The organism is Pseudomonas umsongensis, assembly GCF_002236105.1.
Classification (GTDB): Bacteria; Pseudomonadota; Gammaproteobacteria; order Pseudomonadales; family Pseudomonadaceae; genus Aquipseudomonas; species Aquipseudomonas umsongensis.
The window spans coordinates 390,223-415,798 of sequence record NZ_NIWU01000001.1; the positions used below are offsets into that span (position 1 = coordinate 390,223).

Below are 25,576 nucleotides of genomic sequence, written 5' to 3' on the forward strand. Positions count from 1 at the left end.
GTCAGGCACCCCGTAAGGGTAGCGAGCGACACTGGAGAAGTCATCCACCGCCGTCATCGCCACAGCGAGCACTGTCATGAAATGAAAAGCCATTGTCGTCTGATGAGAAGCGGCCCACCAGGCAGCATCCTACAGTCCAATCAGCGCAAATCGACGCAGCAGCCAATATTGCAGACTGGAGAATAAGAAAAATGGCCAAGGCCGTACGCTTCTACGAAACCGGTGGTCCCGAAGTCCTTCGCTACGAGGATGTCGAAGTCGGCGATCCCGGTCCAGGCCAGGTTCGACTGCGTCATGTGGCGGTCGGCCTGAACTATGCCGACACCTACTTTCGCAATGGCACCTACCCAATCCCGATGCCCAACGGCATGGGGGTCGAGGCGTCCGGTGTGGTCCAGGCCATCGGCGAAGGCGTGACCAACGTCCAGGTGGGGGACCGCGTCACCTATACCGGTTTCCTCAACACCCTTGGCGCCTACAGCACCGAACGGCTGATTGCGGCCGCGCCGCTGATCAAGCTGCCGGAAACCATCAGCTTCGAAACGGCGGCGGCGATGACCATGCGCGGCCTGACGTCTTCGTACCTGATGCGCCGCATCTACGACTTCAAGGAAGGTGACAGCATTCTGCTGCACGCCGCCGCTGGCGGTGTCGGCCTGATCGTTTCGCAGTGGGCCAAGTTGCTCGGGCTGAACGTGATCGGCACGGTGTCGACCGAGCAAAAGGCCGAGATCGCCCGGGCTCACGGTTGCGACCATACGATTAATTACAGCCATGAAGACGTCGCTGCACGCGTTCGCGAATTGACCGACGGCGTGGGCGTCAATGTGGTGTTCGACAGTGTTGGCAAGAACACCTTCATGGGTTCGCTGGATTCGCTGAAACCCCGTGGCCTGATGGTCTGCGTGGGTACTGCATCCGGGCCGATCCCGGCGTTCGACCCGGTGATGCTGGCGATGAAAGGTTCGCTGTACCTGACCCGTCCGGCCCTGGCCAACTACATCAGCGACCCGGCCGAAAAAGCCGCCCTGGCTGGTGAGTTGTTCGATCACGTCGGCAGTGGCCGGATCAAGATCGAGATCAATCAGCACTACGCCTTGCAGGATGCGGTACAAGCGCATCGTGACCTTGAGTCGCGCAAGACAACCGGTTCGTCGATTTTCGTCATTTAAGGAGCGGCCAGCCATGAAAGTCGAACAATTGACCTACAGCATCGGCGCCGAACTGATCGGCGTGAACCTCGCCGATGCGGTGCATGACGACGGTCTGTTTGCCGAGATTCGTGCCCAGTTGCTCAAGCACCGCGTGGTGTTCCTGCGTGACCAGGACATCACTCGCGCCGAACACGTGGCCTTCGCCCGGCGCTTCGGCGAACTGGAGGACCATCCGGTGGCCGGCAGCGATCCGGAGCACCCGGGGCTGGTGCGCATCTACAAGAACCCGGACCAGCCGATGGACCGCTACGAAAACGCCTGGCACACCGATGCGACCTGGCGCGAGGCACCGCCGATGGGTTGCGTGCTGCGCTGCGTGGAATGCCCACCGGTCGGTGGCGACACCATGTGGGTCAACATGGTCGAGGCCTACGCGCGCTTGCCTGAAGACGTAAAGCTGAAGATTGCCGACTTGCGCGCCCGCCACAGTATCGAAGCGAGCTTCGGTGCGGCGATGCCGATCGAGAAACGCCTGGCGCTCAAGGCCATGTACCCGGACGCCGAACATCCGGTGGTGCGCACGCACCCGGAAACCGGCGAGAAAGTGCTGTTCGTCAACGCCTTCACCACCCACTTGAGCAACTACCACACCCCTGAACGGGTGCGCTTCGGCCAGGACGCCAACCCCGGCGCGAGCGATTTGCTGCGCTACCTGATCAGCCAGGCGTATATCCCCGAGTATCAAGTGCGCTGGCGCTGGAAACCCAACAGCATCGCCATCTGGGACAACCGCAGTACCCAGCACTACGCCGTCATGGATTACCCACCGTGCCATCGCAAGATGGAGCGCGCCGGGATCATCGGCGACAAGACGTACTGATCGACCCTTTCTGCATACGCACTCGTAAACACGCCTGCCCGGCACGCATCCGGGTGGGCGGGACAATCATAAGAACTGGAGTAACTCATGCAATTCTTCGACGATTCCCTGCACCCCGAAAACATGGAAAAAGTGGTCATCACCGTGGCCCCGTACGGCCCGGAATGGATGCCGGAAGACTTCCCGGAAGACATCCCGTTGACCATGGACGAGCAAGTCCAGAAAGCGGTCGATTGCTATGAAGCCGGCGCCACGGTCCTGCACCTGCATGTACGTGAACTGGACGGCAAGGGCTCCAAGCGCCTGTCGAAGTTCAACGAGCTGATCGCCGGTGTGCGCGAAGCCGTGCCGGACATGATCATCCAGGTGGGTGGCTCGATTTCCTTCGCCCCGGAAAGTGATGGCGAAGCCGCCAAGTGGCTGTCCGACGACACTCGCCACATGCTGGCCGAGCTGACGCCAAAACCGGACCAGGTCACGGTGGCGATCAACACCACCCAGATGAACATCATGGAGCTGCTGTACCCGGAATACCTGGAAGGCACTTCCCTGGCCAACCCGCTGGTCCAGGCTGCCTACAGCGAAATGACCGTACCGGCAGGGCCAGCCTGGGTTGCCGAGCACCTCAAGCGCCTGATGGACAACGACATCCAGCCGCACTTCCAGCTGACCGGCATTCATGCCTACGAAACCCTGGAGCGCCTGGTGCGCAAGGGCATCTACAAAGGCCCGCTGAACCTGACCTGGATCGGCATCGGCGGTGGTTTCGACGGTCCGAACCCGTTCAACTTCTTCAACTTCATCCACCGTGTTCCGGACGGCTGCACCCTGACTTCGGAGTCGCTGCTCAAGAACGTGCTGCCGTTCAACACCATGGCGATGTCCATGGGGCTGCACCCGCGCGTTGGCAACGAAGACACTATCATTGATCACAAGGGCGAGCGTTTCGGCTCGGTTGCGCAAATCCAGCAAACCGTGCGCATTGCCCACGAACTGGGTCGCGAAATCGCCACGGGCAAAGAAGCCCGCGAGATTTATCGCATCGGCGTGAAGTACGACAGCATCGAGCAGACCCTGCTGGCCAACGGTATGTCGCCCAACCGCAAGGCCGGGCAAAAAGGTGTGCCGCAACGCGGCTGACCCGTGGTGCGCACGAGAGGCCGTGACCCCTCGTGCGCACTGCAAAACGCTTGATAACAAAAATAAATAAAAGCTTTGAGGAGGCTGCATGGCCTTTCACCCAATCGCCGACGATGACGACGCTGGTTGCGTCAACGTTGCGCGTAAATATGCCTGGATTGTCTTCGCACTGACGTTCGGCCTGTTGATTTCCGACTACATGTCACGCCAGGTGCTGAACGCGGTGTTCCCGCTGCTCAAGGGCGAATGGGCCTTGAGCGACGGGCAGCTTGGCCTGCTCAGTGGCATTGTCGCGCTGATGGTTGGCCTGCTGACATTTCCGCTGTCGCTGATGGCTGACCGCTTTGGCCGGGTCAAGAGCCTGGCGCTGATGGCGATGCTGTGGAGCCTGGCCACGCTGGGTTGCGCGTTGGCGCAGGACTATCAGCAAATGTTCATCGCGCGGTTCATGGTCGGCGTCGGCGAAGCCGCCTACGGCAGTGTCGGCATCGCGGTGGTGATTTCGGTGTTTCCGAAACACATGCGGGCGACCCTGGCCAGCGCGTTCATGGCGGGCGGGATGTTTGGCTCGGTGTTGGGCATGGCGTTGGGCGGTGCTATCGCCGCCAAGCTTGGCTGGCGCTGGTCGTTCGCTGGCATGGCGCTGTTTGGTTTGCTGCTGGCAATCCTGTACCCGATCATCGTCAAGGAAGCACGCATTGCGCCCAAGCGTGCAGCCCAGTTGGCGAACAAGGTAGCCGCGGCCAAGCGTCCGCTGCGTACGCTGTGGTCCAGTCGTTCGGTGGTGGCTACCTACATCGGCAGCGGCTTGCAGCTGTTCGTCGGCGGCACGGTAATGGTGTGGATTCCCAGCTACCTCAATCGCTACTACGACATGCCCACGGACAAGGCTGGCGGCATGGCCGCAATCATCGTGCTGTGCAGTGGTACCGGGATGATCCTGTGCGGCATGCTCAGCGATCGCCTGTGTCGCAACTCGCCGGAACGCAAGGTCAGCCTGGCCATCGCGTTTTGCCTGGGCAGTTGCCTGTTGCTGTCGGCGGCGTTCGCGCTACAGGCAGGGCCGTTGCAGCTGGCACTGATCTGCCTGGGCATGCTGATTGCCACCGGTACCACCGGCCCGGCTGGCGCGATGGTTGCCAACCTGACCCATTACTCGGTCCATGGCACGGCCTTCGCCACGCTGACATTGGCCAACAACATGCTGGGACTGGCGCCAGGACCGTTCATCACCGGAAGGGTGTCGGACCTCATCGGCCTGCATGCCGCTTTTCAACTGGTGCCACTGGTCAGCCTCGCGGCAGCGGCCGTGTTCTTCTACGCCAAGTGTCATTACCACAAAGATATTGCCCGTCTTCAGGGTCAGACCGTGCCTGACCGCGTCAGCCAAGCCGGGTTAGAGGTGAAGTTGTGAGTCGTCGTCTACAGATTGATGTGTTTTTCGATTTTATCTGCCCCTGGTGCCTGATCGGCAAGCGCCAGCTGGAGCATGCGCAGGTACAGTTTCGCAGTCGCCACCCGGATGTGCAGATCAGCACGCAGTGGCATGGCGTGCAGTTGCTGCCACAGTTGCCGGTAGAAGGTGAGCCTTTCGCCGATTTCTACCGCAAGCGCCTGGGCAATGCCGACGCCATGACCATGCGTCAGGCCCAGGTACAACGGGCTGCCGCGGCGGTTGGACTGAACATCGACCTGACCCAGATCGAGACGATGCCCAACACCGCCGATGCCCATCGCCTGTTCGAGCGGATCAGCGCATTGGGCAATGCTGCCCAGTGTGAAATGTTGCTCGAGCGGCTGTTCGCCGCTTACTTCCGCAAGCGCGAGAACCTGGGGTGCCACGAGACTTTGCTCGCCATCGCCCGCTCCTGCGGTTTCGATAGCGCCGCTGTACTCGATTGCCTGAAGGGCGATGCCACGCCGTTTGCAGGATCACCTGGTGCGACCAGTGGTGTGCCGAGCTTCCAGTTCGACCGGCGCATAACGGTGATCGGTGCACAACCTGCCCAGGCGCTGCTCAGCGCGATGAACGAAGCGCTCAAGGAACCTGAGCACGAGCGGCAGCCGGCATGACCCGGCGCATTCCCGTACCTGTCGGCAAACATCCGCAGGCCGGTGGCCGGGCGCTGTTCGAGTTCGAGGACAAAAGCCTGGCGTTGTTCAACGTCGACGGACAGCTGTTTGCCATCGACGACAGCTGTCCGCACCAGGGCGCCTCGCTGTGTGGCGGACGTCTCGAGGGGCGGGTGATCCAATGTTGCGCCCATGGTTTGCGCTTCGATTTGCACAGCGGCTACCTGCTCAATTCCAGGCAGGTCAAAGTCAACAACTACCCGGTCGAGATCATCGACGGCCAGGCGTTCATCGTCATAGTTCCTGAGGAGTCCGCGCCATGAGCGCCATCGCTCTTACCCGCATCCATAGTCGCACGCGCGAACTGGCCCCGGGCTTCATCGTCAGTCTGATCGTGGCTGCCGCCGCGTCGTTCTTGTCCGAGCACTACGGTGCGCCCGTCATGCTGTTTGCCCTGCTGCTGGGCATGGCCCTGAATTTCCTCGCCGGTGACGGCGTCTGCAAGGCCGGTATCGAGTTCACCGCACGCACCGTGTTGCGAATCGGGGTGGCGCTGCTGGGCATGCGCATCACCCTCGAACAGATGGCGGCGCTGGGCTGGAAGCCGGTGGCCCTGGTGGTGATCCTGGTGGTGGTGACCATCGGCGTGTCGGTAATCGCGGCCAAGGCGCTGGGCTTTCAGCGTTTGTTCGGCATGCTCACGGGTGGGGCTACCGCGATCTGTGGTGCATCGGCCGCATTGGCGCTGGCGGCAGCGCTGCCTAATCACCCGCAGAAAGAACGCGCGACCCTGTTCACGGTGATCGGAGTCTCGGCGCTGTCGACATTGGCGATGATCGTCTACCCGATGATCGCCAATTGGCTGCAACTGTCGCCGCAAGTGGCCGGGGTGTTTCTTGGAGCGACCATCCACGATGTGGCGCAGGTGGTCGGTGCCGGCTACAGCATGTCAACCGAGACCGGTGATACGGCGACAGTGGTCAAGCTGATGCGCGTCGCCATGCTGCTGCCGGTGATCGTCACCGCCGCGATGATCACGCGCATGCAGGGCGCCGATCCGACCGGCAAGCGGCCACCGTTGCTGCCATGGTTCGCTGTCGGTTTCCTGATTCTGGCGTGCATCAACAGCACCGGGTGGATAGCCCCGGCGGTGCAGGGCTCGATCAATGAGCTGTCGCGCTGGTGCCTGGTGGTGTCCATCAGTGCCTTGGGCATGAAGACCCAGCTCAAGGAGCTGGCGGCGGTGGGCATCAAGCCGATCCTGCTGATGGTGGGGGAGACGGTGTTCCTCGTCGTGCTGGTGCTGTTGTTGCTGCACTGGGGCCTATGACTGCCGACGTAAATCGTTTTCTGGCAGAGGACCGCACCGCAGTTGGCTCCTAGCTGCGGTGGTGTTCTCGACCGGTGTCGATGACACTGGTTTTTCACGGCGACTGTACCAGCAGTCGCCGTTTTTTTTGCCCGGTGGGCCTGTGTGAAATTTTCTGTCGGAGTACATATCCATTGCTGCGGTAACGGCCACTTAGGGTTTCGCCCTTACGGCGACTCCCTTTTTCAAACGCCGGAGTGCCGGCCCAGCAAAAAGGAAGCAAAAGGCTTTGCCCCACCACTCGGTGCCTCGCTTGGGCTCGGCATGCCCTCTCTCCGGCATTGCTCCGTGGGTCGCCGCGATGGGCCATCCTTGGCCCAGCGCGGCTAAACCGGCGTCCTGCCGGTTTCCCCACTGCGCAATGCCTGCGTTCGGCCATCGTGGTTAACGGGGCGCTCGCGATCAACAGCAACGCGAGGCGGCCTGACAGCCGACCTGACTGTTACGGGTGTACCTGAATCCCCTGTGGGAGCGAGCCTGCTGGCGATTGATCGTTCCCACGCTCTGCGTGGGAATGCCGCCAGGGACGCTCCGCGTTCCGCTGACGACGCATTAATTGAGCCGTGCGCAACGGTGATGCGGGGCGTCACAGGAAGCTATGTGAGATTTATTGTCGGAGTGCATATCCATTGCCGCGGTAACGGCCTCCTATGGTTTCGCCCTTACGGCGACTCCCTTTTTCAAACGCCAAAAAGGAAGCAAAAGGCTTTGCCCCACCACTCGGTGCCTCGCTAGGGCTCGGCATGCCAGAACGAAGGCATTGCTCCGTGGGTCGCCGCGATGGGCCGTCCCTGGCCCAGCGCGGCTAAACCGGCGTCCTGCCGGTTTCCCCACTGCGCAATGCCTGCGTTCGGCCATCGTGGTTAACGGGGCGCTCGCGATCAACAGCAAAGCGAGGCGGCCTTAAAGCCGACCTGACTTTGACCGGTGCACCTGGATCCCCGGTGGGAGCGAGCCTGCTCGCGAAGGCGGCAGCACATTGATCGTTCCCACGCTCTGCGTGGGAATGCCGCCAGGGACGCTCCGCGTTCCGCTGACGACGCATTAGTTGAGCCGTACGCAACGGCGATGCGGGGCGTAACAGGAAGCTCTGTGTGAAATTGGTTGTCGGGGTACATATCCATTGCTGCGGTAACGGCGGCTGGCGGTTTCGCTTTTACAGCGACTCCCTTTTTCAAACGCCAAAAAGGAAGCAAAAGGCTTTGCCCCACCACTCGGTGCCTCGCTAGAGCTCGGCATGCCCTCACTCCGGCATTGCTCCGTGGGTCGCCGCGATGGGCCATCCCTGGCCCAGCGCGGCTAAACCGGCGTCCTGCCGGTTTACCCACTGCGCAATGCCTGCGTTCGGCCATCGTGGTTAACGGGGCGCCCGCGATCAACAGCAAAGCGAGGCGGCCTTAAAGCCGACCTGACTTTGACGGGTGCACCTGGATCCCCTGTGGGAGCGAGCCTGCTCGCGAAGGCGGCAGCACATTGATTGATCGTTCCCACGCTCTGCGTGGGAATGCCGCCAGGGACGCTCCGCGTTCCACTGACGACGCCTTAATTGAGCCGTGCGCAGCGGTGATGCGAAGCGTCACAGGAAGCCCTGTGTGAAATTGGTTGTCGGAGTGCATATCCATTGCCGCGGTAACGGCCTCCTATGGTTTCGCCCTTACGGCGACTCCCTTTTTCAAACACCAAAAAGGAAGCAAAAGGCTTTGCCCCACCACTCGGTGCCTCGCTAGAGCTCGGCATGTCCTCTCTCCGGCATTGCTCCGTGGGTCGCCGCGATGGGCCGTCCCTGGCCCAGCGCGGCTAAACCGGCGTCCTGCCGGTTTCCCCACTGCGCAATGCCTGCGTTCAGCCATCGTGGTTAACGGGGCGCCCAGATCAAAAACAAAAGCGAGGCGGCCTTAAAGCCGACCTGACTGTTACGGGTGTACCTCGATCCCCTGTAGAAGCGAGCATGTCGAATCGTCGAATCGTCGCACCGTCGCGATGGTCGTCAACGATAACGCCGGGCACCTGGTAGCCCGCAGTGCTCTCAGGTTTTTCGCGAGCATGCTCGCTCCTACAGAAGGTATGCGTATGGCTTCCGGTCAGGTCGGCTTTAAGGCCGCCTCATTTTTGATGGTGATCTGGCTTTTGATGTTCTTGCCCCCTCGAGAGGCCGAGTGGAGGTTCTGCGCAGTGGGTAAACCGGCATGGATGCCGGTTTAGCCGCGCTGGGCTAAGGATGGCCCATCGCGGCGACCCACGGAGCAGGACCGGAGCGAGGGCATGCCGAGCCTTGGCGAGGCACCGAACGCCAGGGGCAAGAGCGTTTGGTTACTTTGCGCCGGGCGGCGTTCCGCTTCTCAAAGTGACTCGCTGTAAAAGCGAAACCCTAGGTGGCCGTTACCGCAGGAATGGATATGTACTCAGTCACAAATCCCCATTGGCCGCCAGGACGCCTTCGCCGGCAAGCCTGGCTCCTACAGTAAAAGCGAAACCCTAAGTGGCCGTTACCGCAGGAATGGATATGTACACCTGAAAGAAATTGGTCCGCTGACAGGCCGCTTTCGCGAGCAGGCTCGCTCCCACAGTAGATCGGGTACAACCGCAAGCGACTGGTCCGCTGTCAGGCCGCCTTCGCGAGCAGGCTCGCTCCCACAGTAGATCGGGTACAACCGCAAGCGACTGGTCCGCTGACAGGCCGCTTTCGCGAGCAGGCTCGCTCCCACAGTAGATCGGGTACAACCGCAAGCGACTGGTCGGCTGTCAGGCCGCCTTCGCGAGCAAGTCCGCTCCCACAACAGGCGTGATAATCAGGAGGGCTTGGGTGGGGCTGCATCCGACGGGGCTTTTGCCGAACCCTGCTTTTGCGCGCGCCACGTCGCCGGAGGCATGCCGAACTGGCTGATGAACCAGCGCGTAAACGAACTCGCCATTGAGTAGCCAAGCATGTCGGCAATGCGACTGAGCGAGTAATTCGGGTTGTCCAGGTAACGCAGCACCAGGTCGCGGCGCACGTCGTTGATCACATCGTTGAAGGCACAGCCATCATCCTTGAGGCGACGTTGCAGCGTGCGCACGTTCATGCCCTGGCTCTGCGCGACCTGTTCGATGGTGGCACGGCCCATCGGCAGCAGCAGGTAGATGGCCTTGCGCACTTCGAACAGCATCGAAGTGCCTTGGTGGCTTTGCAGCGAATCGAGGTAGCTCTGGGCATAGCGCGCCATGGCAGGGTCGGCGTTGGGGTTGGTCATGTCCAGGCTGGCGCCGGCGCAGACGATGCCGTTGAACTCACTGCCGAACTCCAGGGTGCAGCCGAACAGGCGGCGGTGCAGTTGAAGGTTGTCGGGGGCCTGGTGGGTGAAGTTGACGCTGTAGGGGTGCCAGTGTGAGCCGAGCAGGGCGGCGCACAGGCGGAACATCACGCCGATGGCCAGCTCGGTGGCCTGTCGACAGGGCATCGGCGATTCCGTGACCACCTCTTCGCGAATGATCACCATCTTGCCGGCCTCTTCAATGAAGATGGCCAGCGAGTCATTCATCAAGTGCCGGTAATGCACCACCACCTGCAAGGCATCGCGCAGCGTGCGCTGATGGCTGAGCAGCAGGCTGACCACGCCGAAGTCCGAGAGCTGGCGTGATTCGGCCATGCTCAAACCGAAGGTCTGGCAGCCGCTGGCAGAGGCTGAATCCTCCAGCAGGCGCACGGCGGAATCGATGGGGATGCGATGTTCCGGGGCCTGCAGCAAAGCCTTGGACAAGCCAACGCTGGCCAGCAAATCGCGTGGGTTGAACCCCAGGTATTGGGTGACCTCCAGGTAGTTGGTCAAGACGGCGGCGCGAACAAGCTTGGTCATGCGAAGGTCTTTCCTGGGCCGATTGCAATTCAATTGAGCGTGGCGACTATATCCAGCGCATCAGCAATTGCAACAGTTGTTAAGTGAGCGATTGCACCCGCCCATTGCTGTCCGATTTACCACTCTTGAACCTGCCTCATCGAGGCTCACCCATTGATTACAGTGACCCGCACAGAACTTGCTGAGATTTTCGACCGGTGGTCGCACCGCGCCATCACCGAAACGTTTGTCATGAAAAGAAAAGTGCCTGACGTCCAATGAAAAGCGCCTGGGGTGGGCGCTCTTTAATGTCAGTCCTACAAAAAGCCCCTGGCGACAGAGCCAGTCGAGTCATCGAGAAAGCGTAGGTGTTGAAGTGGACAAACTGCAAACTGCCGCAACCGTTCTGATCGTACCGGGCCTGCGTGAGCACGTCGCCGAACATTGGCAGACGTTGCTTGAAGCCAGGCTGAGCAAGGTACGTAGCGTGCCGCCGCTGGAGGCCGACAAGCTCGATTGCAACAAACGCGTGCAAGCGATCCAGCATGCACTGGAACAGATCGACGGGCCGGTGATCCTGGTCGCCCATAGCGCCGGTGTCCTGATGGTCGCGCACTGGGCCGCGCAGCACAGCCGGCCGATCAAGGGCGCGCTGCTGGCCGCTCCACCTGACCTCGATGCCCCTTGGCCGTCTGGCTACCCATCGCCTGAAACCCTGCGTAGCCAGGGGTGGGACCCTCTACCCAAAGGCCCGCTGCCATTTCGCAGCCTCGTGGCCGCCAGTACCAACGACCACCTCGCCAGCCTGCAAGCCGTTACGCACCTGGCCGAAGGCTGGGGTAGCGAGCTGCTCAACCTGGGCGATGTCGGTCATCTCAATCCTGCTGCCGGGTACGGGCACTGGCCGCAAGCCGAAGCCCTGATCCTCGAGCTGGATCGCTAGTTCAGGCGCCGGTTGGCCCGCGCCATCCGGTATCCGCCCCTATCCTGAAAAACGTAAACCCCTGGAACAAGGGGTTACGCGGGGCCTGCTGCGCTTAAAACAAATACAAAAAGGCGGAGACAACGCTATGCACCACAACAAGAGTCACGGGTTCACCGCTTCACGCTACACCTTGCTGGCCTCGGCCATTCTCGCGGCAACGGTGCCGACGGCCCATGCGGTCGAGATCGAGACAGGTAACCCGGACTGGAACGTTCGCGTGGATAACACCGTCAAGTACAACTACGGCGTACGCACCGAAAGCGCGGACAAACGTATGTTGGGCACGCCCAACAACAACGACGGCGACTACAACTTCCGTAGGTCTGGCACCAACATCACCAACCGCGTCGACCTGTTGACCGAGATGGACGTGGTTTATCAGAACCACATGGGCTTTCGCGTAAGCGCCGCCGGTTGGTACGACAAGGCCTACGAGAACACCGGTTCCAATTCCAACCCGTTCGTCAACGGCAACGGTTCGACCTCGGGCCTGATCGCCAACGACCCGCGCCTGGCCGGGGTCACCAATGACAACGTCGGCAATGGCAGCCCGCACCTGAGCAACTATGCCCAGCGTTACTACACGGGTCCGTCCGGCGAAATCCTCGACGCCTTCGTGTTCTACAGCACCGAAGTGGGCGAGGAGTCGATGCTGAGCTTCAAGGCTGGCCAGCACAACGTGTTCTGGGGCGAGACCATTCTCAATCCGGTGCATTCGATCAGCTACGGCCAGTCCGGCCTGGACCTGGCCAAGCTGGCCGCGTCGCCGGGCACCGAAGCCAAGGAGCTGTTCGTACCGCGCAATCAGCTGTCGATGTCGTTCACCGTCAACCCTGAGTTGACCCTGGCGGCCCAATACTTCCTCGACTGGGATGAAGCGCGTCTTCCAGAAGCCGGCACCTACTACGGCGGTTCCGACCTGGTCGGTTTCGGCGCGCAGTCGTTCCTGCTGGGTAACACTAATGCTGTCGTGCCTGGCAGCCCTCTGGGTTGCGGCCTGGCGCCGTGCAACGGCTTGACCAACGTGCGTCGCGGGCACGACCTGACCCCGGACAAGCGCGGCGACTGGGGCCTCATGGCCAAATGGTCACCCGCCTGGCTGGACGGCACCCTCGGCGTCTATTACCGCGAAACCTCGGAAATCCTCCCGCAAGCCTGGCTCGATGCCCGTGGCCTGAGTTCGGCCAACCCGAACGGAACCCGGCCAGCCGGCCAGGTGCCCGCGGTCATCAATACGCTCAACTCGCTGAGCACCGCCACCTATCAGATGGCCTATGCCGACAACATCAAGATCGTTGGCCTGAGCCTGTCCAAGGACGTGGGCGGGGTGAGCGTGGGCTCGGACCTGAACGTCCGGCACAACATGCCGCTGGCCAGTATTCCAGCCGTCGTCAGCACCACCAGTCCCCTGGGCCTGGGCCAGGGGCTCGGCCTGCTGCCGGCGCGCACACCCGGAACCGGCGTGATCTATGACACCCCGGAAAAGGGCGACAGCATGGCCGCCACCGGCGACACCCTGCACTGGACGGTCAACGGTCTGATGACCATGCCGAAAACGCCCGTGTTCGATTCGGCGACCCTGCTCGCCGAGTTGTACTACAGCAACTTGCTCAAGCTCGATAGCAAGAACGAAGCGCTCTACAAAGGCAAGGGCACTTACCACGGTATCGATCAGCCGACCCGTGACAACTGGGGCATCGCGGTCAACTTCACACCGACCTGGTACCAGGTGTTTCCCGGTGTCGACCTCAATGCACCGATGTCCGTCAACCTCGGTCTCGATGGCGTTTCACCGGTTTCCGGTGGCGGTGCCAAGGACACCGGTAACTACGCAGTCGGCCTCGGCGCCGTTGTGTACAACAAATACTTCGTCGACCTGAAATACGTGGACTCTTTCGGCAAGGCCGACAAGTGCAATGTCAGTGGCGTGAGTACTGGCCCGACCGGAGGTGACGGCGCTGCGCCGAATGCCTTCAGCGGCAACGAAAACTACGCCTGTTACGCCGGTGGCTATTCGTCCTTTTCCGGTGGTGGTGCCACGACTGAGGACCGTGGCGCTGTGTACCTGACGATGAAAACAACCTTTTGATGCACCACTGATTTGCTCAATGCAAGCAGGAGAATAACAAGATGAAATTCGTGAAAACCGTGTTGGCCGCTTCGCTGGCCATGGTCCTTGCCGCCCAGGTACAGGCCGCTGTTTCAACCCAGGACGCTGCCAAGCTGGGCACCAGCCTGACCCTGGTGGGCGCCGAAAAGGCCGGCAATGCCGATGGTTCGATTCCGGCCTACAACGGTGGCCTGACCACGCCGCCAGCCAGTTTCAAAGCCGGTGACAGCATGCGCCCGGACCCGTTTGCCAGTGAAAAACCGCTGCTGGTGATCGATGGCAAGAACGTCGACCAGTACAAGGGCATGCTCACCGCCACCACGGTGGAACTGGCCAAGCGCTTTCCGACTTTCCGTGTCGACGTGTTCCCGACCCACCGCACCGTTTCGCTGCCAAAAGCCATCCTCGATAACGGCGTGAAGAACGCCAGCGGCGCCAAGTCACTCGAAGGCGGGTTGGCCATCGACAACGTGCTGCCGGGCGTACCGTTCCCGATTCCGCAATCGGGCAACGAAGCAATGTGGAACTTCCTCTTGCGTTATCAGGGCGTGAGCATCAACTCCAAGTACGACTCCTGGAACGTTGACTCCGCCGGCGTGCCAAGCCTGGCCACCACCGGGCAGGCGTTCATCTCCTATCCGATCTACGAGAACCTGACGCAGCCGATCAGCAGCGCCGATGTGTACTACCAGATGAAGCTGTCCTACACCGGCCCGGCACGTCGCGCCGGCGAGGCGGTAATGCTCAAGGACGCGGCCAACCCGCTGCAGCAACCACGCCGCGCCTGGCAATACCTGCCGGGGCAGCGTCGGGTGAAGCTGGCGCCTAACCTGGCGTACGACACGCCGAACCCAGGGACTGCGGGTGCGGGCACTTATGACGATGTGTTCGTGTTCAACGGTGCGCTGGATCGCTACGACTGGAAGCTGGTGGGCAAGCAGGAAATGATCGTGCCCTACAACACCTACAAGCTGACCTACGCCCAGGATCCGAAGTCGCTGACCACCGCCAATCACCTCGCACCAGACTTCGTGCGCTGGGAAAAACACCGCGTATGGGTCGTGGAAGGCAACCTCAAGGCCGGTGCCCGGCACATCTATGCCAAGCGCCGCTTCTACCTCGACGAAGACAGCTGGAGCGCTTTGGCCTCGGATCAGTATGACGCCCGTGGCCAGCTCTATCGTGGTTCCTTCGCGTTCCTCAGCCAGAGCTATGACAAGCAGGTGCCGGACTCCACGCCTTTCATGATCTACGACCTGGTCGGTGGCTCCTACAACATCAACGGTGTAGTCGGCCCTTACGGCGGCATCAAGTACATCGATCCGCTCTCCAAGGCCCAGTGGTCGTCGGAATCCCTGGCCGGCAGCGGCATTCGCTAAGCAAACCGCAAGCAGACGCTCGCACGATCCACTGTGGGAGCGAGCCTGCTCGCGATGGACGTTAACGATGACGCGTGCTGTCTGGATGCCCGCGTCGCCCTCTGGTCCATCGCGAGCAGGCTCGCTCCCACATGACCTGCACGGCGCAAGGTTTGAACGTCAGGCACACCGATGTGTGTCCCGGCGCGGTTTTCCGAAGAGGACGCGGTATGTGTTCGTATAAGAATTTCAAGCACGTGGCGTTTGGCCTGGCGCTCGGCCTGTTGCAGGGCGTCACCCACGCAGCCGATTACGTTGATGTGCTGGACCTGCCTGCCAGGGTCAGTGCCTTGGCCAGCAATAGCCCGCTGTCCGGCATGGCCCGCGCCGGTGAGCGCGTGATCGCCGTTGGCCAGCGCGGCCATATCCTGTTTTCCGATGACGCTGGCAAGCACTGGCAGCAGGCTGCCGTACCGGTCAGCGCCGACTTGACCGCCGTGAGTTTTTCCGGTCCCACCCAGGGCTGGGCGGTGGGCAATGACGGTGTGGTGTTGCACACGAGCGACGCTGGCGCGACCTGGAACAAGCAACTCGACGGCCGCCAGATCGGCAACTTGCTGGTCAAGCATTACACGGCGCTGGCCAGTGCCGAGCCGGGCAACGAACAGTGGCCGCTGCTGGTCGCCGAAGGTCAGCGACTGCTGGAGCAGGGTGCCGATAAACCGCTACTCGATGTGTGGTTCGCCAATGACCAAGTCGGCTATGTGGTCGGCGTGTTCAACCTGATCCTGCGCACTGACGATGGCGGCATGAGCTGGACGCCGTTGCAGGATCGCACCGACAACCCGCAAGGCTTGCACCTCAATGCCATCGCCTCCACTGGTGACAGCCTGTACATCGCCGGCGAACAAGGCCTGTTGCTCAAATGGGATGAGCAGGCTCAACGCTTCGCCGCCGTGGAGACGCCCTATCAGGGCAGCTTCTTCGGTGTCATCGGCAAGCCTGGCGAAGTGCTCGTCTACGGCTTGCGCGGCAACGTGCTGCGCAGTACCGACGGCGGGCAGAGCTGGACCCCGTTGGACACTGGGCTGCACATCAGCATTACCGCCGGCCTCGTCGATGCCCGTGGCCATTACCGCCTGTTCACCCAGGGCGGGCAGATGCTGGTCAGCCAGGGCACAGGTGCGCACATGCACCTGGTGCAGCAACCGGCACGCACCCCGGTTGCCGGTGCCACCCAGTCCGCCGACGGCGCATTGGTGGTAGCGGGCAGCCGTGGCGCCCAGGTGTTAGCCGCCGATCCAGCCCTCGAACCCTAAGAGCGAGAACCCAGACATGGGCAATATCAAACAAGACGCCATGCCGGTGATTCGCGAGCTGCGTGATTTCGACCGCCGCTCCGGCAACCTGCTCGAACGGCTGGTGTTCAACTACCGTCCGCTGTTCATGCTGCTGATGGCCTTGGCCACCGTGGTCCTGGGCTTCATGGCGGTGACCCGCCTGGAACTGCGCCCCAGCTTCGAAAAAATGATTCCGCAGAGCCAGCCCTACATCCAGAATTTCCTGGAGAACCGCCAGTCGCTGCGCGGCCTGGGCAACTCGGTGCGGGTGGTGGTCGAGAACACCCAGGGTGACATTTTCGACCCTCAGTACCTTGACGTACTCAAGCAGGTCAACGACCAGTTGTTCCTCACTGAAGGCGTCGACCGTGCGTGGATGAAGTCCTTGTGGAGCCCGGCGGTACGCTGGACTGAAGTCACCGAGCAAGGCTTCCAGGGTGGCCCGGTGATGCCTGATACCTATGAGGGCAAACCTGAGCAAATCGAACAGTTGCGCCAGAACATTTCCCGCGCCGGCATCGTCGGCAGCCTGGTCGCCAGCGACTACAAGTCGAGCATGCTCGTCGTACCGCTGCTGGACAAGTCCGCCGCAGGTGGCCAGCGCATCAACTACCATCAGTTCTCGCAGATGCTCGAAGAGCAGTTGCGCGACAAGATCGAATTCGCCGGCGACAGCGCGGCGCGTAAATCCGGGGAAGAGGGCAAGGGCCCGTACAAGGTGCGGGTGATCGGTTTCGCCAAGCTGATGGGCGACCTGATCGACGGCCTGATCCAGGTGATGATGTTCTTCGGGCTGGCCGTGGTCACTTCGCTGATCATCATCTACGCCTACACCCGTTGTGTGCGCAGCACCTTGTTGGTGGTCGGCTGCTCGCTGATCGCGGTAGTCTGGCAACTGGGCATCGTCGCCTGGCTGGGCTACGCCATCGACCCGTACTCGGTGCTTGTACCGTTCCTGATCTTCGCCATCGGTGTGTCACACGCCGCGCAGAAGATGAACGGCATCATGCAGGACATCGCCCGTGGCACCCACAAACTGATTGCCGCGCGCTACACCTTCCGCCGCCTGTTCATCGCTGGCGTCACCGCATTGCTGGCCGACGCCGTGGGCTTTGCCGTGCTGATGCTGATCGACATTCCGGTGATCCAGGACCTGGCGATCACCGCCAGCATCGGTGTCGCGGTACTGATCTTCACCTCACTGTTGCTGATGCCGGTGGCGCTGTCCTACATCGGCGTCGGCCGCAAGGCGGCCGAGCGTGCGCTGAAAATCGACAACCGTGCCGAGCACCACAAGGGCTTCGGCAAACTCTGGGACCTGCTCGATCGCTTCACAACGCGCAAGTGGGCGACGGGCGCCGTGCTGGTCGCGGTGCTGATGGGCATTGGCGGCTTCATGGTCAGCCTGCAACTGAAGATCGGCGACCTTGAAAGTGGGGCGCCGGAGTTGCGCGCCGACTCGCGCTACAACCGCGACAACGCCTACATCACCAGCCACTACGCGCTGTCCAGCGACCTGTTCGCGGTGATGATCAAGACCGCGCCGGAAGGCTGCCTGAACTACCAGACCTTGATCCTCGCGGACCGCCTGGCCTGGGAGCTGCAGCAGTATCCGGGTGTGCAGGCGACGTCCTCGCTGGTCAACGCGGTACGCCAGATCACCGCCGGCACCTATGAAGGCAACCCCAAGCTCAACAGCATCCAGCGCAACCAGGACGTGCTGAACTACGCCGCGCAGCAAGCCTCGGTTAACTCTCCGGAGCTGTTCAACAACAACTGCTCGCTGATGCCGGTGATTGCCTTCCTCAAGGATCACAAGGCGGAGACCCTGGATGCCGTGGTGGCGATTGCCGACAAGTTCGCCAAGGAAAACAGTACTGACGATCGCCAGTTTCTGTTGGCGGCCGGCAGTGCCGGGATCGAAGCGGCCACCAACATCGTGGTGCGCGAGGCCAACCGTACCATGCTGCTGTACGTCTATCTGGCGGTAACCCTGTTCTGCCTGATCACTTTCCGCAGCTGGCGCGCCACGCTGGTGGCGCTGCTGCCGCTGGTGCTGACTTCGATCCTGTGCGAAGCGCTGATGGTGGCCATGGGCATCGGCGTGAAAGTCGCGACCTTGCCGGTGATCGCCCTGGGTGTGGGGATCGGTGTGGACTACGCACTGTATCTGCTCAGCGTGCAATTGCACTTCCAGCGCCAGGGCCTGCCGCTGTCCCAAGCCTACCGTAACGCCGTGTCGTTCACCGGCCGGGTGGTCGGGCTGGTCGGTATCACCCTGGCCGCCGGCGTGGTGTGCTGGGTCTGGTCGCCGATCAAGTTCCAGGCCGACATGGGCATCCTGCTGACCTTCATGTTCCTGTGGAACATGCTCGGTGCGCTGATCCTGATTCCCGCCCTGTCGTACTTCCTGCTGCGTGAACGGGCACCGCAACCCGGCGCTATTGCGGCAGCCGAAATCATTGAATCCACTGAACGTCCCGGCATGCCCCATGCCGTGACCACTTCCGAGTAAGTCAAGATGTCTGATTACAAAGCTCCCCTGCGCGACATGCGCTTCGTCCTCAACGAGGTCTTCCAGGTGTCCCGGCTGTGGGCCAGTTTGCCTGGCCTGGCCGACGTGATCGATGAAGAAACCGCTGCCGCCATCCTCGAAGAAGCCGGCAAGATCAGTGGCGAAGTCATCGCACCCTTGAACCGCGCCACCGACGAGCAGGGCTGTACCTGGAGCAATGGTTCGGTCACCGCGCCAGAGGGTTTTGCCGAGGCCTATCAAGCCTTCGCCGAAGGCGGTTGGGTCGGTGTCGGCGGAGATCCGCAGTACGGTGGCATGGGCATGCCCAAGGCGATTTCGGCCCAGGTCGAAGAGATGGTCAACTCGGCCAGCCTGTCGTTCGGCCTGTACCCGATGCTGACCGCCGGCGCCTGCCTGTCGATCAAGGCGCACGCCAGTGAAGAACTCAAGGCGCGTTACCTGCCGAACATGTACGCCGGCACCTGGACCGGTTCCATGTGCCTGACCGAGGCCCATGCCGGCACCGACCTGGGCATGATCCGCACTCGCGCCGAGCCCCAGGCCGATGGCAGCTACAAGGTCAGCGGCAGCAAGATTTTCATCACCGGCGGCGACCACGACCTGACCGAAAACATCATCCACCTGGTACTGGCGCGACTGCCCGATGCCCCGGCAGGCCCAAAAGGCATCTCGCTGTTCCTGGTGCCCAAGGTGCTGGTCAACGCCGACGGATCGCTGGGTGAAAACAATGCGCTGTCCTGCGGCTCCATCGAACACAAGATGGGGATCAAGGCGTCGGCCACCTGCGTGATGAACTTCGACGGCGCCACCGGCTGGATCGTCGATGCGCCGAACAAGGGGCTGGCGGCGATGTTCACCATGATGAACTATGAGCGCCTGGGCGTGGGCATCCAGGGCCTGGCGCAGGGCGAGCGTTCCTACCAGAACGCCGTCGCCTATGCCCGTGATCGCTTGCAGAGCCGTGCACCTACCGGCGCGCAGAACAAAGACAAGGCCGCCGACCCGATCATCGTCCACCCTGACGTGCGGCGCATGCTGTTGACCATGAAGGCCCTGAACGAAGGTGGCCGTGCGTTTTCCAGCTACGTGGCCCTGCAACTGGACATCGCCAAATACAGCGAAGACCCGACAGCCCGCACCCGTGCCCAGGAACTGGTGTCGTTGTTGACCCCGGTGGCGAAGGCATTTCTCACCGACATGGGCCTGGAAACGACCCTGCACGGGCAGATGATTTTCGGCGGCCATGGCTACATTCGCGAGTGGGGCCAGGAGCAACTGGTGCGCGACGTGCGCATCACGCAAATCTACGAAGGCACCAACGGCATCCAGTCCCTGGACCTGGCCGGGCGCAAGATTGTCGGCAGCGGCGGGGCGCTCTACCGCCTGTTTGCTTCGGAAATCCGCAACTTCACCGCCAACGCCAGCGCCGAACTTGATGAGTTCACCCAGCCGTTGAACGCCGCCGTGGACACCCTCGATGAACTGACCGCGTGGCTGCTGGATCGGGCACAGGGCAACCCAAATGAAATCGGCGCGGCCTCGGTCGAGTACCTGCACGTGTTTGGCTACACCGCGTACGCCTACATGTGGGCGCGCATGGCCAAGGCCGTCGTCAGCGGCGATGCCGAGGACGATTTCTACACCAGCAAGCTGGCCACCGCGCGTTTCTACTTCGCCCGGTTGCTGCCACGTATCCACTCGTTGAGCGCATCGGCCAAAGCCGGAAGCGACTGCCTCTACGAGCTGCAAGCCGACCAGTTCTAAAGGACAAGGAACCTTAATCATGATGGCGACAAAAATAATTCCACCCGCCGAAGGCGCCTATGCCTATCCCTTGCTGATCAAGCAATTGCTGCTGTCCGGGGTGCGCTACGAACCGGGTCGGGAAATCGTCTACGCCGACAAGCTGCGCTACAGCTACCAGACCCTCAACCAGCGCATCCGCCGCCTGGCCAATGCGTTGACTGCGGCCGGGGTCAAGGCCGGGGACACCGTGGCCCTGCTTGACTGGGACAGCCACCGCTACCTGGAATGCTTCTTCGCCGTGCCGATGATTGGCGCGGTGCTGCACACGGTGAACATTCGCCTGTCGCCGGAGCAGGTGCTGTTCACCATGAACCACGCCGAGGATGACCTGGTGCTGGTGCATGACGATTTCCTGCCGCTGGTCGAGCAGATCCAGGGGCGGCTGACCACGGTCAAAGGCTTTGTGCAGCTCACCGATGACCAGGCATCCGATACTTCATTACCCGTGCAGGGCGAGTACGAGCAGTTGCTGTCGCAGTGTTCGGACCAGTATGACTTTCCCGATTTCGACGAGAATTCGGTAGCGACGCTGTTCTACACCACCGGCACCACCGGCGACCCCAAGGGCGTGTATTTCACCCATCGCCAGTTGGTCCTGCACACCTTGAATGCCGTGGGGACATTGGGCGTCTACCAGGGGACGCCGCTGCTGCGTTCCGATGACGTGTACATGCCGATCACGCCGATGTTCCATGTGCATGCCTGGGGCGTGCCTTACGTCGCTACCCTGATGGGCATCAAGCAGGTGTACCCCGGCCGCTACGAACCCAATAGCCTGGTCCGGCTTTATCAGGAGGAGAAGGTGACGTTTTCCCACTGTGTGCCAACCATCCTGCAAATGCTCCTCACCTGTGAGCAAGGCAAGTCCGCCGATTTCAACGGCTGGAAAATGCTCCTGGGTGGCAGTGCGCTGCCCTTGGGTCTTGCCAGCGAAGCCAGTGCAAAAGGCATGGTGGTGCACGCTGGCTACGGCATGTCGGAAACCTGCCCGCTGCTGTGCCTGACTTACCTGCGCGATGAAGACCGCAAGCTATCGGCCCAGGCGCAACTGCCGACACGCATCAAGACCGGTACCCCGGTGCCGATGGTCGACCTGAAAATCATCGATGCCAGTGGCAATGACGTGGTCCATGACGGCGAGTCCCTGGGCGAGATCGTGGTGCGCGCGCCCTGGCTGACACAAGGCTACTTGAAGGAGCCGCAAAAAGGCGCCGAGCTGTGGCAGGACGGCTGGTTGCACACTGGCGACATGGCTTCCATCGACCCGTTGGGCGGTGTGGAAATCAAGGATCGCATCAAGGACGTGATCAAGACCGGCGGGGAGTGGATCAGCTCCCTGGAGCTGGAAAGCCTGATCAGCGAACACCAGGCGGTGCTGTCGGTCGCGGTGGTGGGCATTGCCGATGAGCAATGGGGAGAACGGCCCATGGCCCTGGTGGTGTGCGAGCCGGGACAGTACCTGGACCGCAAGATCCTCGAGGCGCACCTGCAAGGGTTCGTCGAGATCGGCCGGATCAATAAATGGGCGATTCCCAAGCAGTTCAAGTTCGTGGCTGAGATTCCCAAGACCAGCGTTGGCAAGATCAACAAGAAGCTGATCCGGGAACAGGCGCTGGTCTGAGCAACCGTGACGCATAACCCACTGTAGGAGCGAGCATGCTCGCGAGAAACCCGAGAGCACCGCGGGGTGTCAGGTAGCCAGCGTCATCGTTGACGACCATCGCGAGCATGCTCGCTCCTACAGGGGGCCTTCGGCACGTCCGATTTCGATGAAAATCCCCCTGGTCGTTTTTCAAAAACCATGAGGTTGCGTACCTCATTGCGACAACTCTTATCCCTCTACGGAAATTACTTTCATCTCGTTTGAAGTTCGTGCCTCGAAATGTTCTAAGAGTTTCACAAATATTTCGACGTGACCCTCTTGAGGAGTACCGCATGTTCAAACGAGCAATTCCCGCCGCCATCCTGTTGTTCGGCGGTTCGATCGGCGCACAGGCAGCAGAGCCTGGCGCACGCGGCTTTCTGGAAGACAGCAAGGCCAGCCTTTCCATGCGTACCCTGTACTTCAACAGCGATAACCGCGACGGCAGCGCAGACCCTTCCAAGACCGAAGAGGCGGCCCAGGGTTTTGTGCTGCGTTATGAGTCGGGATTCACCCAAGGCACCCTGGGGTTCGGGCTTGATGCCCAGGCGTTGCAAGGGATTACCCTGGACAGCGGCGCCGGTCGCCACGTCGGCAGCGGCATGATTCCCTCGAAGGGCGACGGTGCGGCCGATGCCTGGAGCAGCTTCGGTCCCACGGCGAAGATGCGCATCGCCAAGACCGAACTGCGTTACGGCACGTTGTTGCCGAAGCTGCCGATACTGCTGTCCAACGATGCCCGCGTGCTGCCGCAATCGTTCACCGGCGGCCAGGTCACGTCAAAAGACATCGATGGCCTGACCCTGACCGGCGGGTTGCTGGAGCACGCAGTCGGTCGTGCCTCGACCGATCGAACCGGCCTGTCGGTTGCCGGTGGTACCCGGGACAGCAACAAGTTCTATTTCGCCGGGGGCGACTACGAGGTGACCAAGGCGCTGAAGGCACAGTACTACTTCGCGCAGTTGGAAGACTTCTACAACCAGAACTTCCTCGGCCTGACACACAGCCTGGCCATCGACAGTGCAAGCGCCATCACCACGGACCTGCGCTATTTCCGCACCACCTCCAGCGGTGCCAACAGCTCCGCCGCAGGTAGAGCGCAAGGCTATCGCGTCTCGGGTTACACCGATGACAACAACGGTGAAATCGATAACGACACCTGGGCTGCCATGGTTACCTATACCAACGGCGGCCATGCCGTGGCGCTCGGTTACCAGCAAGTGGGCGATGGCAGCAACTTCGTCCAGCCCAACCAGGGCAGCCTGGTGGATAAAGGCGCGGGTGGTGGCAGCGTCTACCTGCCCACCGATCGCATGATCCAGAGCTTTGCCCGCGCCGGGGAGCGAACCCGTTTCGGTCAATACACCTATGACTTCGCGCCCCTTGGAATCCCTGGCCTGAAGGCGTCAGTGGCGTATCTCAAGGGCACGGACATCAAGGCGCAAAACGCTGCAGACCAGTCTGAGTGGGAGCGTGATATGACGCTGGACTATGTGATTCAGTCGGGTTCGCTCAGGGGGCTTGCCTTCAGCGTGCGCAATGGCAAGTCGAACACCGATGCCGGGCGCAATGTTGAGCAGAATCGCTTCATCATCAACTACACCCTGTCGCTGCTGTAACGCCCGTTACGAACTCACGGCGGAATGAAACCCTTGTAGGAGCCAGGCTTGCCGGCGATGGCGGCCTGATAGCCGACCTATTATTTGTTGTCGGAGTACATATCCATACCTGCGGTAACGGCCACCTACGGTTTCGCTCTTACAGCGAGTCACTTGGAAAGCCCCAAGTAACCAAGGGCTCTTGCCCCTGGCGTTCGGTGCCTCGCTAGGGCTCGGCATGCCCTCGCTCCGGTCCTGCTCCGTGGGTCGCCGCGATGGGCCATCCATGGCCCAGCGCGGCTAAACCGGCATCCATGCCGGTTTACCCACTATGCAGAACCTCCTCTCAGCCTCTCGAGGGGGCAAGAACATCAAAAGCCAAAGCAAAGCAAAAGCCAAAGCGAGGCGGCCTTAAAGCCGACCTGATTGCTGGTCTGTCCGCGATCCCCTGTAGGAGCGAGCCTTCTCGCGATGAACCTGAGAGCACCGCGGGCTACCAGGTGCCCCGCGTTATCGTTGACGCCCATCGTCGGAACGCCGCCCGGAGCATGCTCGCTCCTACAGGGGATTGGATGTATCTGCGAAGGTAAGGTCGGCTTTAAGGCCGCCTCGCTTTGCTGTTGATCGCGGGCGCCCCGTTAACCACGCTGGCCGAACGCAGGCATTGCGCAGTGGGTGAACCGGCAGGACGCCGGTTTAGCCGCGCTGGGCCATGGATGGCCCATCGCGGCGACCCACGGAGCAATGCCGGAGTGAGGGCATGCCGAGCCTAAGCGAGGCACCAAGTGGTGGGGCAAAGCCTTTTGCTTCCTTTTTGGCGTTTGAAAAAGGGAGTCGCCGTAAGGGCGAAACCATAGGAGGCCGTTACCGCAGCAATGGATATGCACTCCGACAATAAATCTCACATAGCTTCCTGTGACGCCCCGCATCACCGTTGCGCACGGCTCAATTAATGCGTCGTCAGCGGAACGCGGAGCGTCCCTGGCGGCATTCCCACGCAGAGCGTGGGAACGATCAATCGCGAGCAGGCTCGCTCCCACAGGGGATCCAGGTGCACCCGAAAAAGTCAGGTCGGCTGTCAGGCCGCCTCGCTTTGCTGTTGATCGCGGGCGCCCCGTTAACCACGATGGCCGAACGCAGGCATTGCGCAGTGGGGAAACCGGCAGGACGCCGGTTTAGCCGCGCTGGGCCAGGGACGGCCCATCGCGGCGACCCACGGAGCAATGCCGGAGAGAGGGCATGCCGAGCCCAAGCGAGGCACCGAGTGGTGGGGCACAGCCTTTTGCTTCCTTTTCGGCGTTTGGAAAAGGGAGTCGCTGTAAAAGCGAAACCATAAGCCGCCGTTACCGCAGCAATGGATATGCACTCCGACAACCAATTTCACACAGGGCTTCTTGCGACGCCCCGCATCACCGTTGCGCACGGCTCAATTAATGCGTCGTCAGCGGAACGCGGAGCGTCCCTGGCGGCATTCCCACGCAGAGCGTGGGAACGATCAATCGCGAGCAGGCTCGCTCCCACAGGGGATCCAGGTGCACCCGAAAAAGTCAGGTCGGCTGTCAGGCCGCCTCGCTTTGCTGTTGATCGCGGGCGCCCCGTTAACCACGATGGCCGAACGCAGGCATTGCGCAGTGGGTAAACCGGCAGGACGCCGGTTTAGCCGCGCTGGGCCAGGGACGGCCCATCGCGGCGACCCACGGAGCAATGCCTTCGTTCTGGCATGCCGAGCCCTAGCGAGGCACCAAGTGGTGGGGCAAAGCCTTTTGCTTCCTT

16 protein-coding genes and 1 pseudogene are annotated in these 25,576 nt (G+C 61.6%); 15 read left to right on the forward strand and 2 right to left on the reverse strand.

Features of this window, described 5'->3' with window-relative positions:
- Positions 1-191: 191 nt before the first annotated feature.
- The 7 genes from PSUM_RS01830 (at position 192) to PSUM_RS01860 (ending at position 6,577) form a co-directional block, all read left to right on the forward strand.
- Positions 192-1,172 (forward strand): quinone oxidoreductase family protein, encoded by a 981-nt coding sequence (locus PSUM_RS01830; protein WP_020798544.1) that lies wholly within the window; start codon positions 192-194, stop codon positions 1,170-1,172.
- Positions 1,173-1,185: 13 nt separating this feature from the next.
- Positions 1,186-2,034, forward strand: a complete 849-nt coding sequence (locus tag PSUM_RS01835; RefSeq protein ID WP_020798543.1) for a TauD/TfdA dioxygenase family protein — start codon at positions 1,186-1,188, stop codon at positions 2,032-2,034.
- A gap of 87 nt (positions 2,035-2,121) precedes the next feature.
- Positions 2,122-3,174, forward strand: a complete 1,053-nt coding sequence (locus tag PSUM_RS01840; RefSeq protein WP_020798542.1) for a beta-keto acid cleavage family enzyme — start codon at positions 2,122-2,124, stop codon at positions 3,172-3,174.
- Positions 3,175-3,262: 88 nt separating this feature from the next.
- Positions 3,263-4,588, forward strand: a complete 1,326-nt coding sequence (locus PSUM_RS01845) for an MFS transporter (RefSeq protein WP_020798541.1) — start codon at positions 3,263-3,265, stop codon at positions 4,586-4,588.
- On the forward strand, positions 4,585-5,247 hold the full coding sequence (locus tag PSUM_RS01850) for a DsbA family oxidoreductase (protein ID WP_083348860.1): 663 nt from the start codon (positions 4,585-4,587) through the stop codon (positions 5,245-5,247). The genes PSUM_RS01845 and PSUM_RS01850 overlap by 4 nt, the downstream gene beginning before the upstream one ends.
- Positions 5,244-5,570, forward strand: coding sequence for a Rieske (2Fe-2S) protein (locus PSUM_RS01855; RefSeq protein WP_020798539.1), 327 nt, complete (start codon positions 5,244-5,246; stop codon positions 5,568-5,570). Before PSUM_RS01850 ends, PSUM_RS01855 begins: the two co-directional genes overlap by 4 nt.
- Positions 5,567-6,577, forward strand: coding sequence for a YeiH family protein (locus PSUM_RS01860; RefSeq protein WP_020798538.1), 1,011 nt, complete (start codon positions 5,567-5,569; stop codon positions 6,575-6,577). The genes PSUM_RS01855 and PSUM_RS01860 overlap by 4 nt, the downstream gene beginning before the upstream one ends.
- A gap of 2,828 nt (positions 6,578-9,405) precedes the next feature.
- Here the strand turns inward: PSUM_RS01860 and PSUM_RS01880 are convergent.
- Positions 9,406-10,449 carry an AraC family transcriptional regulator gene (locus PSUM_RS01880; RefSeq protein ID WP_033044354.1) on the reverse strand — a complete coding sequence of 348 codons (1,044 nt, stop codon included), beginning with the start codon at positions 10,447-10,449 and terminating at the stop codon, positions 9,406-9,408.
- A 355-nt stretch (positions 10,450-10,804) separates the two neighbouring features.
- On the opposite strand from PSUM_RS01880, the gene PSUM_RS01885 reads away from it, so the two are divergent.
- The 7 genes from PSUM_RS01885 to PSUM_RS01915 all read left to right on the forward strand — a co-directional run bounded on the left by PSUM_RS01885 (position 10,805) and on the right by PSUM_RS01915 (position 22,184).
- Entirely contained in the window at positions 10,805-11,371 is a 567-nt protein-coding gene (locus PSUM_RS01885; protein ID WP_020800027.1) for an RBBP9/YdeN family alpha/beta hydrolase, read from the forward strand.
- 127 nt (positions 11,372-11,498) lie between these two features.
- Positions 11,499-13,502, forward strand: a complete 2,004-nt coding sequence (locus tag PSUM_RS01890; RefSeq protein ID WP_083348863.1) for a DUF1302 domain-containing protein — start codon at positions 11,499-11,501, stop codon at positions 13,500-13,502.
- Between the two features lie 41 nt (positions 13,503-13,543).
- Positions 13,544-14,902 carry a DUF1329 domain-containing protein gene (locus tag PSUM_RS01895; protein ID WP_020800025.1) on the forward strand — a complete coding sequence of 453 codons (1,359 nt, stop codon included), beginning with the start codon at positions 13,544-13,546 and terminating at the stop codon, positions 14,900-14,902.
- A gap of 209 nt (positions 14,903-15,111) precedes the next feature.
- On the forward strand, positions 15,112-16,200 hold the full coding sequence (locus PSUM_RS01900; RefSeq protein WP_033044348.1) for a WD40/YVTN/BNR-like repeat-containing protein: 1,089 nt from the start codon (positions 15,112-15,114) through the stop codon (positions 16,198-16,200).
- Positions 16,201-16,216: 16 nt separating this feature from the next.
- Entirely contained in the window at positions 16,217-18,736 is a 2,520-nt protein-coding gene (locus tag PSUM_RS01905) for an efflux RND transporter permease subunit (protein ID WP_083348864.1), read from the forward strand.
- 6 nt (positions 18,737-18,742) lie between these two features.
- The gene (locus PSUM_RS01910) at positions 18,743-20,521 is read left to right on the forward strand and encodes an acyl-CoA dehydrogenase C-terminal domain-containing protein (protein WP_083348865.1); all 1,779 of its coding nucleotides are present in this window, start codon (positions 18,743-18,745) and stop codon (positions 20,519-20,521) included.
- Between the two features lie 19 nt (positions 20,522-20,540).
- Entirely contained in the window at positions 20,541-22,184 is a 1,644-nt protein-coding gene (locus PSUM_RS01915) for a fatty acid--CoA ligase (RefSeq protein WP_020800021.1), read from the forward strand.
- Between the two features lie 19 nt (positions 22,185-22,203).
- Here PSUM_RS01915 and PSUM_RS32535 read toward each other — a convergent pair.
- A pseudogene (locus PSUM_RS32535) lies at positions 22,204-22,293 on the reverse strand (outer membrane lipoprotein carrier protein LolA); the annotation flags it as partial.
- Between the two features lie 205 nt (positions 22,294-22,498).
- Between PSUM_RS32535 and PSUM_RS01920 the strand changes: the two are divergent.
- Positions 22,499-23,824, forward strand: a complete 1,326-nt coding sequence (locus tag PSUM_RS01920; RefSeq protein WP_033042529.1) for an OprD family porin — start codon at positions 22,499-22,501, stop codon at positions 23,822-23,824.
- Positions 23,825-25,576: the final 1,752 nt, after the last annotated feature.

Bases quoted from the DNA above. Each gene is read 5' to 3' on its own strand.
- PSUM_RS01830 (WP_020798544.1), top strand. From the start codon at position 192: ATGGCCAAGGCCGTACGCTTCTACGAAACCGGTGGTCCCGAAGTCCTT.
- PSUM_RS01855 (WP_020798539.1), top strand. From the start codon at position 5,244: ATGACCCGGCGCATTCCCGTACCTGTCGGCAAACATCCGCAGGCCGGT.
- PSUM_RS01880 (WP_033044354.1), bottom strand. From the start codon at position 10,449: ATGACCAAGCTTGTTCGCGCCGCCGTCTTGACCAACTACCTGGAGGTC.
- PSUM_RS01920 (WP_033042529.1), top strand. From the start codon at position 22,499: ATGTTCAAACGAGCAATTCCCGCCGCCATCCTGTTGTTCGGCGGTTCG.
- PSUM_RS01835 (WP_020798543.1), top strand. From the start codon at position 1,186: ATGAAAGTCGAACAATTGACCTACAGCATCGGCGCCGAACTGATCGGC.
- PSUM_RS01890 (WP_083348863.1), top strand. From the start codon at position 11,499: ATGCACCACAACAAGAGTCACGGGTTCACCGCTTCACGCTACACCTTG.
- PSUM_RS01910 (WP_083348865.1), top strand. From the start codon at position 18,743: ATGTCTGATTACAAAGCTCCCCTGCGCGACATGCGCTTCGTCCTCAAC.
- PSUM_RS01840 (WP_020798542.1), top strand. From the start codon at position 2,122: ATGCAATTCTTCGACGATTCCCTGCACCCCGAAAACATGGAAAAAGTG.
- PSUM_RS01905 (WP_083348864.1), top strand. From the start codon at position 16,217: ATGGGCAATATCAAACAAGACGCCATGCCGGTGATTCGCGAGCTGCGT.
- PSUM_RS01845 (WP_020798541.1), top strand. From the start codon at position 3,263: ATGGCCTTTCACCCAATCGCCGACGATGACGACGCTGGTTGCGTCAAC.
- PSUM_RS01915 (WP_020800021.1), top strand. From the start codon at position 20,541: ATGATGGCGACAAAAATAATTCCACCCGCCGAAGGCGCCTATGCCTAT.
- PSUM_RS01895 (WP_020800025.1), top strand. From the start codon at position 13,544: ATGAAATTCGTGAAAACCGTGTTGGCCGCTTCGCTGGCCATGGTCCTT.
- PSUM_RS01860 (WP_020798538.1), top strand. From the start codon at position 5,567: ATGAGCGCCATCGCTCTTACCCGCATCCATAGTCGCACGCGCGAACTG.
- PSUM_RS01900 (WP_033044348.1), top strand. From the start codon at position 15,112: ATGTGTTCGTATAAGAATTTCAAGCACGTGGCGTTTGGCCTGGCGCTC.